Here is a 9705-nt window from a genome sequence, read left to right as displayed (position 1 = left end):
TCGACGGCGGTCAAGCAGGGCCTGGCAGCGCACACCGCACTGGAACAGTTGTTTGCCGGTGAAGTGCCCGAATTCATGCGTCGGGACGGCCTGGATCAGGCAGCGTGACCTGAATAGTTACATAGCTTTTAACTGTCATCATCAACTTGCCCGATGATTGTAGACGACCGGTCTAGTTTCAGGGTAAGATACAAACCATGACTAATGCCACGAACGACGTCCGCCAACATATCCTCGATACCGCCCGGATCATTATCGCGGGAAAGGGCTTCAGCGCCGTGGGCCTGAACGAGGTTCTCCAGGCTTCCGGCGTGCCGAAGGGTTCCTTCTACCATTACTTCGGCTCCAAGGAGGTCTTTGGCGAAGCGCTGCTGGAGGATTACTTCGCCGATTACCTGGCTTCGCTCGATAATCTGCTGAGTCGTCCTGATCTTTCCGCAGCACAGCGACTGATCGCCTATTTCGAGTACTGGCTGGAGACCCAGGCAGCCTGTGACCCGAAGGGCAAGTGTCTGGCGGTCAAGCTGGCTGCGGAGGTCAGCGACCTCTCCGAGGCGATGCGTTTAGTTCTTGAACAGGGCACCACGCGAGTGATCGCGCGTTTGGCCAGCGCCATCGAGGATGGCGCCAGCGACGGCTCGCTTCCGGTTGAGCTGGATGCCAGCACAACGGCGAACACGTTGTACCAGTTGTGGCTGGGCGCGAGCCTGCGCGCCAAGCTCACGCGCGACCGTGTACCCATGGAGGCCGCGCTGGCTGCTACGCAGGGCCTGCTAGGCCTGTCTTCTCATCTTCGACGCTGCGCCTGACAGACAGAAAAAAGTCCTCGTAGCTTTTTTTTTGCCCAAACTGTATACGACCGGTCTAATTCAATCAGATGACAAACTTTGCTTCCACGCACGCACATGAGTCCGTTTCGGCCGTCCTTTTCAGGAGTCAGCGATGACCACTGCGATCCTGCAAACCCGCATCGTACTTGCCTCACGCCCCTCGGGTGAGCCGACGCCAGACGACTTCCGGCTGGAACAGGAATCGCTGCCTGAGCCAGGCAAGGGCCAGCTCCTGCTGCGCACGCTGTACCTCTCGCTCGACCCGTATATGCGGGGGCGAATGAGCGATGCTCCGTCCTATGCTCCACCCGTAGCGCTAGGCGAGGTGATGACCGGCGGCGCGGTGAGCCGGGTGGAGGTTTCGCACGACCCGGCATTCAAGGTTGGCGACCTGGTCGTCGGCGACACGGGTTGGCAGAGCCATACGCTTTCCGACGGTCGTGGACTGGTCGTGCTCGATTCCCGGACCACGAATCCTTCGCTGGCGCTGAGCGTGCTCGGCATGCCCGGCTTCACCGCCTACCACGGCCTGCTGAACATCGGCCGGCCGCAGCCGGGCGAGACTGTGGTCGTCGCCTCCGCCATCGGCGCGGTCGGCTCGGTAGTTGGGCAGCTTGCCCGGCTAAAGGGCGCGCGCGCCATCGGCATCGCCGGCGGGCCGGAAAAATGCCGCTACGCGCGCGAAGCGTTCGGCTTCGATGTCTGCCTCGACCACCGCGCGCCCGACTTTGCCGAACAACTGGCTACCGCGACGCCGCAGGGTATCGACGTCTACTACGAGAACGTCGGCGGCACGGTGCTCGACACCGTGCTGCCGCGACTGAACGTCGGCGCCCGCGTGCCGGTGTGCGGGCTGATCGCCCACTACAACGACACCGACCTGCCACCTGGCCCGGACCGCATGCCGATGATGCTGGGGCTGGTTCTGCGCAAGCGCCTGCTGCTGCAGGGTTTCATCATCGGCGACCACTACGCCGACGGTTTCGCGGCGTTTCAGCGCGACATGGGCGCATGGGTCGCCGAGGGCAAGGTCTCGGTCCGCGAAGACTTCGTCGAGGGCCTGGAACATGCGCCCCAGGCGCTGATCGACCTGCTCGCCGGCAGGCACTTCGGCAAGGTCGTGGTACGAGTCGGCACCCCCTGAGTCTTTCACTTCGAACCTCCAAAGGAGAGCCGCTATGGCCAATATTCTCGTCATCCTCACTTCGCACGACCAACTCGGCAACACTGGCAGGAAAACCGGCTTCTGGCTGGAGGAACTGGCTGCCCCCTACTATGCCTTCCTCGATGCCGGCGCGAAGCTGACCCTGGCCTCGCCCAAGGGCGGCCAGCCGCCGCTCGACCCCAAGAGCGACGAACCCGACGCCCAGACCGAGGCGACCCGTCGCTTCCTGGCCGACGCTGACGCGGTCAAGGCCCTGGCCAACACCCGCAAGCTGGCCGAGGTCGCCATCGGCGACTTCGATGCAGTGTTCTATCCCGGCGGCCACGGCCCGCTATGGGACCTGGCTGAAGACCCGGTCTCGATCGGTCTGATCGAAGCGGCGGTCAAGGCGAACAAGCCGGTCGGAACGGTCTGCCACGCACCTGGCGTGCTGCGCCACGTCAAGGATGCCGACGGCAAGCCGCTGGTCGCCGGCAAGCAGGTGACCGGTTTCAGCAACAGCGAGGAGGCTGCGGTTGGCCTGACCGATGTGGTGCCGTTTCTGGTCGAGGACGTGCTCAAGGCCAATGGCGGTCATTACAGCAAGGGCGGCGACTGGCAGTCCCACGTGCTGACCGACGGCCTTCTGGTCACCGGCCAGAACCCTGCCTCGTCCGCCGACGCCGCCAAGGCGCTGCTCGCCCTTCTGTGAGGAGATTGAACATGTCCGCTTACGTGGTTTTCCTGCGCGAACGCACCCTCGACGCCACCGAACTTGACATCTATGCGAGGCAGGCTCCAGCCGCGCGCGAAGGACACGATCTGACGCCGCTGGCGTTCTATGGCGATTTCGAGGTGCTGGAGGGACCGGCGATCGAGGGCGGCGTGATCCTGCGCTTTTCCGACATGCAGGCCGCACGCGCCTGGTATCACAGCCCCGCTTACCAGGCAGCACGGGTGCACCGGTTCAAGGGCGCGGACTACCGCGTGCTGTTGCTTGACGGCATCGGCGCGACACCTGCGGCCTGAGTCCCCTAACACGCACAGGATTCTGGAATGACTTCCCATCAGATCGACCCAGCCTCCGCATGGCAGGCCCGCTATGGCGAGGCCGCCGCCCTGCCGCTGCCCCCTGTTCCCGCCGCGCTGGCCGCGCTGCTGGAGCACCGATCAGTGCGCGCCTACACCGATCAACCGGTCGACGACGAGGCACTTCAACTCGCCATCGCTGCCGCGCAATCAGCCTCCAGTTCGTCCAACCTGCAGCCATGGAGCGTGATCGCCGTGCGCGACCCCGCGCGGCGCGCCCGCCTGGCCGCGTTGGCCGGCGGTCAGCGCCACGTGGCCGAGGCACCGCTGTTTCTGGCCTGGGTCGCCGACTGGTCGCGGCTGCGCCGACTCGGTGCCGCGCAGGGTGCCGCGACCGACGGTATCGATTACCTGGAGAGCTACACCGTCGGAGCGGTCGACACCGCGTTAGCCGCGCAGAACGCGGCGAACGCCTTCGAAGCCCTGGGGCTGGGTATCGTCTACATCGGCGGCATGCGCAACCATCCAGAGCAGGTCGCCGCTGAACTGGGGCTGCCGCAGGACAGTTTCGTGGTGTTCGGCATGTGCGTGGGCCATCCCGATCCGGCCCGCCCGGCCGAAGTCAAGCCGCGCCTGGCACAGCCGGCGGTGCTGCATCACGAACGCTACGACGCTGCCGGCGAGGCCGCCGCGGTGGCGCACTACGACCCGCTGATGCGCCGCTTCCAGCAGGAGCAGCAGCGTGACGACCGGCCCTGGTCGCAAGTGTCGGTGCAACGCATCGGCAGCCCCGGCGCGCTGATGGGCCGCCATCGCCTGCGCGAAGCCCTGAACGCGCTCGGCTTCACCCTGCGCTGAATTCCTCGTCCGCGCTCCGGCTCTGCAGGCCGTGACGCCTTCCTCCATCCACTGTCACAAGGAATCATCGAACATGGCATACGCCACCATCAACCCCTACACCGGCGAGACCCTGAAGACCTTCCCGGACGCCACCGACGCCGAGGTGGAACAGGCCATCGCCGCTGCGCACGAAGCCTTCCTGTCCTGGCGCGAGCGCTCGTTCACCGAGCGCGGTGCCATCCTGCAGCGTGCCGCAGACCTGCTGCGCGCCAAGGCTGGCGACTACGCGAAACTGCTGACCCTGGAGATGGGCAAGATCACCGCCGAGGCACTGGCCGAGGTCGAACTTTCCGCGCGCATCTTCGAGTATTACGTGAAGAACGCCGAGGCCCTGCTGGCACCGGAGAAACTGACCGTGGCCGATCCCGCCGAGGGCGACGCGTTGCTGGTACACGAGCCGCTGGGTGTGATCCTGGCGATCGAGCCGTGGAATTTCCCCTACTACCAGATCGCCCGCATCCTGGCCCCGCAACTGGCCGCGGGCAACACGCTGCTGCTCAAGCACGCCTCCAACGTGCCGCAGAGCGCGGATGCCTTCGAGAAGCTGATGCTCGAAGCAGGCCTGCCCGCGGGCGCCTTCAAGAACCTCTATGCGGCGCGGCACCACATCGAGATCATCCTCAACGACCCGCGCGTGCACGGCGTGGCGCTGACCGGCTCGGAAGGCGCAGGCGCGGTGGTCGCCGCCCAGGCTGGCAAGGCGCTGAAGAAGTCCACGCTGGAACTCGGTGGCGCCGACGCCTTCGTGGTGCTGGCCGACGCCGAGCTGGACAAGACCGTGAAGTGGGCGGTGTTCGGCCGCCACTGGAACGCCGGCCAGGTCTGCGTGTCCTCCAAGCGCATCATCCTGGTCGAGGCCATCTACGATGAGTTCCTGCGCCGCTACACCGAGGGCGTGGCCGGGCTCAAGGCGGGCGATCCGTTCGACCCCGCTACCACCCTGGCGCCGCTGTCCTCGCAGAAGGCCGCCGACGACGTCAAGGAACAGATCCGCCAGGCCGTCGCCCACGGCGCGACCGCGACCGAGGTGGGGCCCAAGGTGCCGGCGCAAGGTGCCTTCGTGCAGCCGACGATCCTCACCGGCCTGACTCCGGACAACCCGGCCTACTACTGGGAATTCTTCGGGCCGGTATCGCTGGTCTACCGCGCCCACGACGAGGAAGAAGCGATCGCCATCGCCAACGACTCGCCGTTCGGCCTGGGCGGCTCGGTGTTCACCGCCGACGCCAAACATGGCGCCGAAGTCGCCAAGCGCATCTCCACCGGCATGGTGTTCGTCAACCACCCGACCATGGCCAAGGCCGACCTGCCGTTCGGCGGCGTACGCCGCTCTGGCTACGGCCGAGAGTTGCTCGGCCTGGGCCTCAAGGAGTTCGTCAACCACAAGCTGATCGACGTGGTCGACATCGACGCGCCGTTCTGATGCAAGCGGGCCGGCGGCACGGTACCGCCGGCCGCCGTTTCGCGTCCACGGGCGACGTTCAACGTTAACCGAACTTAGGAAACCCTCATGAGTACATCCGATCTGATCACGCGCCTGCCTGGCGTCGTCGCGGCGATGAAGCAGGCGCACCTGAGCGATGGCCCGGCGGACGCCGAACAGCGGCGGGATCGGCTCGCTCGCGCCGAACGCCTGTTGTCCGATAACCGCGCGCAGCTGGAATCGGCCATTCGCGCCGATTATGGCCACCGCAGCCCCTATCAGACACTGGCCACCGATGTGCTTGCGCCCATCAAGAGCATGCGCCACGCGCGCGAGCAACTCGAACATTGGATGCGACCCGAAGCGCAAGACGCCGGTATGCCGGGCGTGCAGGCACGCGTGGAATACCAGCCACTCGGTGTAGTAGGCATCATCAGCCCCTGGAACTTCCCGATCAACCTCTCGTTCGGGCCACTCGCAGGCGTGTTCGCCGCCGGCAACCGCGCGCTGCTCAAGCCGTCCGAACTGACGCCCCGCACCTCCGATCTGCTGGCCGAGCAGATTCCGCGCTATTTCGATGCGCTCGAATTCGGCGTCGTGCTCGGAGACGCCGAAGTCGGCGCCGCCTTCACCGCGCAACCGTTCGACCATCTCATTTACACGGGCAGCACGGCAGTGGGGCGTCTTGTGATGCGCGCCGCGTCCGAGAACCTTGTACCGGTAACGCTGGAACTTGGCGGCAAATCGCCCGTGCTCGTCGACGTGGACGCCGACATCAAGATAGTGGCCGAGCGGGTGCTCACATCCAAGACATTCAACGCCGGGCAGATCTGCATCGCCCCCGATTATGTGCTTCTGCCGCCGTCCGCACGCGAGGCGTTCATCGAGCACGCCCGCGCGTTCGTTGCGGCCACTTATCCAGATTTGGGAAGCAACACCGATTACACCGCCGTTGTCAACGATCGGCACTTCCAGCGCCTGCAGGTGTTGCTCGATGACGCCCAGGCCAAGGGAGCAACCGTCATCAGTCTTGCACCGGACGGCGAAGCAGATGCCGATCCTGCGACCCGCCTGCTGGCACCGACGCTTGTACTGGATCCCGACGATACGATGCGCGTGATGCAGGAAGAAATCTTCGGGCCGGTCCTGCCGCTGGTGAACTGCCCGGATCTTGACCATGCCATCGACTACGTCAATGCCCATCCGCGTCCGCTGGCCGCGTACTACTTCGGCAGCGACGCAACGCGTCAAAAGCGCTTCACCGAACGCACCACCTCGGGTGCAGCAGTGATCAACGACACGCTGATCCACGCTTTTATCGAGGATCTGCCGTTTGGCGGTATCGGCCCTTCCGGCATCGGCGCCTACCACGGCATCCATGGGTTCCGGCGTTTCAGCCACGCCAAGGCCGTGGTGATGCAGAGCCCGGACGGGACCTCCAGCCTGGCGCTGCGCGCGCCCTATGCCGACAAGCAGAAAGCGGTCGAGGCACAGCTGAGCGAATGATTTTTTCCTGGGCGGAGCACACCGCCCTTCGTAAACCTACGGAGCTGAATACCATGAAGATTTTCTACAAGACCCGCGCCACCGCCGTCGGCGGCCGTTCCGGCCGCACCACGCTGGACGATGGCAGCCTCGCGCTGGATATGGCCATGCCGGGGTCCGGCAAGGCTGGCGTCAACCCCGAGCAACTGTTTGCCATGGGTTACGCCGCCTGCTTCGACAACGCGCTGCCGGTGGCGGCCAAGCAACTGAAGCTGGCACCTACTGCCACCAAGACCTCGGTCGAGGTCGGCATCGGCCAGAACGCCGAGGGCGGCTACAGCCTGGACATCGACCTGTATGTGGAAGTCCAGGGCCTGAGCGAAGCCGACGCGCAGAAGCTGGTGGAAACCACCCACCAAGTCTGCCCGTACTCGAACGCCACCCGCGGCAACGTCGACGTGCGCCTGCACACCAGCGTCGCCTAAGCGACGGTAGGCCTACGAGGAGAAACACCATGACAGTAAAAGCCTATGGCACCCATGCCGCTGACACGCCGCTGGCGGCGCTCGACATTGTTCGCCGCGAGCCGGGGCCGCACGACGTCAAGATCGACATCGCCTACTGCGGCGTCTGCCATTCCGACCTGCACCAGGCCCGCAACGAGTGGGCCAACACGCTGTACCCCTGCGTGCCCGGGCACGAAATCGTCGGCCACGTTTCGGCCATCGGCAGTGCAGTGACCAAGTTCAAGATCGGCGACACGGTCGGCGTCGGCTGCCTGGTCGACAGTTGCCATCATTGCCCGGCCTGCGACGCGGGCCTGGAGCAGTATTGCGAGCACGGCCAGGTCTTCACCTACAATGGCCCGACGCATGATGCGCCCGGCCACACCCTGGGCGGCTATTCGCAGCAGATCGTAGTTAAGGACGACTTCGTCCTGAAGGTTTCGCACCCCGAGGCGCAACTGGCCGCCGTGGCGCCGCTGTTGTGCGCCGGCGTCACCACCTGGTCACCGTTGCGCCACTGGAAGGTCGGTCCTGGCCAGAAAGTGGGCATCGTGGGTATCGGCGGGCTTGGCCACATGGGCATCAAGCTGGCACATGCCCTGGGCGCACACACCGTGGCCTTCACCACCAGCGAGAGCAAGCGCGCCGCTGCGCTGGAACTGGGCGCCGACGAAGTCATTGTCTCGCGTAACGCTGAAGAGATGGCGGCGCACGCCAACAGTTTCGACTTCATCCTCAACACGGTCGCAGCCAGCCACGACCTCGACGCCTTCACTGGCCTGCTCAAACTCGACGGCACCATGACCCTGGTCGGCGTACCCGAGCACCCGCACCCGTCGCCGAGCATCGCCAATCTCATCTTCAAGCGCCGCAGCATCGCCGGCTCGCTGATCGGCGGCATCGCCGAGACCCAGGAGATGCTCGACTTCTGCGCCGAGAAAGGCATCGTCGCCGAGATCGAGATGATCGCCATCCAGCAGATCAACGACGCCTACGAGCGCATGCTCAAGAGCGACGTGAAGTACCGCTTCGTGATCGACAGCGCGAGCCTGGCCGCCGCCTGAGGCGAAACAGCCTAACCGTTGCGGGCCGCTTCCCGGCGAGGCGGCCCGCGCGAAGCAACAGGAGATTCCAGATGAAAGCCATCGTGACACGCAGCCCCGGCGGCCTGGACTGCCTCGAACTACGCGAACTCCCCGACCCCGGCCAGCCTGGTCCAGGTCAGGTCCGTGTGAAGCTGCACGCCAGCTCGCTCAACTTCCACGATCTGCTGGTCGCCAACGGCGGCATCCCCGCCGCCGACGGACGGGTACTACTATCCGACGCCGCCGGCGTCGTCGAAGAGGTGGGCGAAGGCGTGAATGAGTTCAAGCCCGGCGACCACGTCGTCTCCGGCTTCTTTCCGCAATGGACCGACGGCCTGCCGTTCGCCGCGGTCGGCAACTTTCAGGGCACGCCGGGCGACGGCATCGACGGCTACGCCACCGAAGTCGCGGTGCGCGCAGCCGCCGACTTCACCCTGGCGCCGCGCGGCTGGAGCCACGCCGAGGCGGCGACCATCACCACCGCCGGGCTGACCGCCTGGCGCGCCCTGGTGGCCGACGGCCCGCTCAAGGCCGGCGAGAGCGTGCTGGTTCTGGGTAGCGGCGGGGTTTCGGTGGCGGCGCTGCAAATCGCAAAAGCGATGGGCGCGAGCGTGATTGCCACCTCCTCGTCGGATGAAAAGCTCGAACGTCTGCGCTCGCTCGGCGCCGACCACCTCATCAATTACCGCCGCACGCCGCAATGGGGCAAGCGGGTGCTGGAGATCACCGGCGGGCGCGGCGTCGATCACGTCGTGGAAGTCGGCGGCCCGGGCACGCTGGCACAGTCCATTCATGCGGTGCGCGTGGGCGGTCATATCGCGCTGATCGGCGTATTGACCGGCCGAGGCGGCGAGGTGCCGACTGCCGTATTGATGGCCAGGCAGGCACGCCTGCAGGGCCTGATCGTCGGCAGCCGGCGCCTGCAGCAGGAGTACGTGGCGGCGCTGGAGCAGACCGGCATCCACCCGGTGATCGACCGCAGCTTCCCGTTGGAGCAGCTTGCTGAGGCTTTCCGCTACCAGGAGAGCGGCCGCCATTTCGGCAAGGTCGTGGTGGATATCTGATCACCCAAGCCCTGTCCGTCCAGCTGCGCTGGCGGACGCGGCGCCCGGGACGCGCCCGGCTGCATACCGGACCCGGGCGTGGATATTTGGTAACTATTCAGGTGGCTGCGGATGGCATGTCGCCAACCACCTGATTTTTTTGGCATAGTGTGCCTGATCCTTCGGCACGTCTATGCGGTGACATGACCATCAGCGATATCAACGTCGACGAGGCCCTGGAACGGGTCCGGCAGCAGCTC

10 protein-coding genes are annotated in these 9705 nt (G+C 65.6%); all 10 read left to right on the top strand.

The window, feature by feature from the left end:
• The first annotated feature begins 197 nt into the window (after positions 1–197).
• The 10 genes from K7I12_RS17015 (at position 198) to K7I12_RS16970 (ending at position 9466) form a co-directional block, all read left to right on the top strand.
• The gene (locus tag K7I12_RS17015; protein WP_023007043.1) at positions 198–809 is read left to right on the top strand and encodes a TetR/AcrR family transcriptional regulator; all 612 of its coding nucleotides are present in this window, start codon (positions 198–200) and stop codon (positions 807–809) included.
• A 133-nt stretch (positions 810–942) separates the two neighbouring features.
• Positions 943–1974 carry an NADP-dependent oxidoreductase gene (locus K7I12_RS17010; protein ID WP_023007044.1) on the top strand — a complete coding sequence of 344 codons (1032 nt, stop codon included), beginning with the start codon at positions 943–945 and terminating at the stop codon, positions 1972–1974.
• Positions 1975–2008: 34 nt separating this feature from the next.
• Entirely contained in the window at positions 2009–2686 is a 678-nt protein-coding gene (locus K7I12_RS17005; protein WP_034030322.1) for a type 1 glutamine amidotransferase domain-containing protein, read from the top strand.
• An 11-nt stretch (positions 2687–2697) separates the two neighbouring features.
• A complete protein-coding gene (locus K7I12_RS17000) occupies positions 2698–3003 on the top strand; it encodes a DUF1330 domain-containing protein (RefSeq protein ID WP_023007046.1) in 306 nt (101 codons plus the stop codon).
• A gap of 27 nt (positions 3004–3030) precedes the next feature.
• Positions 3031–3861, top strand: a complete 831-nt coding sequence (locus tag K7I12_RS16995; RefSeq protein ID WP_034030325.1) for a nitroreductase family protein — start codon at positions 3031–3033, stop codon at positions 3859–3861.
• Between the two features lie 73 nt (positions 3862–3934).
• Positions 3935–5326 (top strand): NAD-dependent succinate-semialdehyde dehydrogenase, encoded by a 1392-nt coding sequence (locus K7I12_RS16990; protein WP_058131069.1) that lies wholly within the window; start codon positions 3935–3937, stop codon positions 5324–5326.
• An 87-nt stretch (positions 5327–5413) separates the two neighbouring features.
• Positions 5414–6832: a coniferyl aldehyde dehydrogenase gene (locus tag K7I12_RS16985; RefSeq protein WP_023007049.1), complete on the top strand. Its 1419-nt coding sequence runs from the start codon at positions 5414–5416 to the stop codon at positions 6830–6832.
• A gap of 53 nt (positions 6833–6885) precedes the next feature.
• A complete protein-coding gene (locus K7I12_RS16980; RefSeq protein WP_023007050.1) occupies positions 6886–7296 on the top strand; it encodes an organic hydroperoxide resistance protein in 411 nt (136 codons plus the stop codon).
• 29 nt (positions 7297–7325) lie between these two features.
• Positions 7326–8381 carry an NAD(P)-dependent alcohol dehydrogenase gene (locus tag K7I12_RS16975; RefSeq protein WP_023102505.1) on the top strand — a complete coding sequence of 352 codons (1056 nt, stop codon included), beginning with the start codon at positions 7326–7328 and terminating at the stop codon, positions 8379–8381.
• 71 nt (positions 8382–8452) lie between these two features.
• Positions 8453–9466 (top strand): zinc-dependent alcohol dehydrogenase family protein, encoded by a 1014-nt coding sequence (locus tag K7I12_RS16970; RefSeq protein WP_023007052.1) that lies wholly within the window; start codon positions 8453–8455, stop codon positions 9464–9466.
• The last annotated feature ends 239 nt before the right edge of the window (positions 9467–9705 follow it).

The organism is Halomonas sp. IOP_31, assembly GCF_021151495.1.
Lineage (GTDB): Bacteria > Pseudomonadota > Gammaproteobacteria > Pseudomonadales > Halomonadaceae > Modicisalibacter > Modicisalibacter zincidurans.
Note: the sequence above shows the minus strand (reverse complement) of the source record. Positions and strands in the feature narration are given on the sequence as shown.

What these genes read in the sequence shown, in the direction of transcription:
- K7I12_RS16970 (WP_023007052.1), top strand. Translation starts at nt 8,453, where the DNA reads ATGAAAGCCATCGTGACACGCAGCCCCGGCGGCCTGGACTGCCTCGAA.
- K7I12_RS17000 (WP_023007046.1), top strand. Translation starts at nt 2,698, where the DNA reads ATGTCCGCTTACGTGGTTTTCCTGCGCGAACGCACCCTCGACGCCACC.
- K7I12_RS16975 (WP_023102505.1), top strand. Translation starts at nt 7,326, where the DNA reads ATGACAGTAAAAGCCTATGGCACCCATGCCGCTGACACGCCGCTGGCG.
- K7I12_RS16980 (WP_023007050.1), top strand. Translation starts at nt 6,886, where the DNA reads ATGAAGATTTTCTACAAGACCCGCGCCACCGCCGTCGGCGGCCGTTCC.
- K7I12_RS16985 (WP_023007049.1), top strand. Translation starts at nt 5,414, where the DNA reads ATGAGTACATCCGATCTGATCACGCGCCTGCCTGGCGTCGTCGCGGCG.
- K7I12_RS16990 (WP_058131069.1), top strand. Translation starts at nt 3,935, where the DNA reads ATGGCATACGCCACCATCAACCCCTACACCGGCGAGACCCTGAAGACC.
- K7I12_RS16995 (WP_034030325.1), top strand. Translation starts at nt 3,031, where the DNA reads ATGACTTCCCATCAGATCGACCCAGCCTCCGCATGGCAGGCCCGCTAT.
- K7I12_RS17005 (WP_034030322.1), top strand. Translation starts at nt 2,009, where the DNA reads ATGGCCAATATTCTCGTCATCCTCACTTCGCACGACCAACTCGGCAAC.
- K7I12_RS17015 (WP_023007043.1), top strand. Translation starts at nt 198, where the DNA reads ATGACTAATGCCACGAACGACGTCCGCCAACATATCCTCGATACCGCC.
- K7I12_RS17010 (WP_023007044.1), top strand. Translation starts at nt 943, where the DNA reads ATGACCACTGCGATCCTGCAAACCCGCATCGTACTTGCCTCACGCCCC.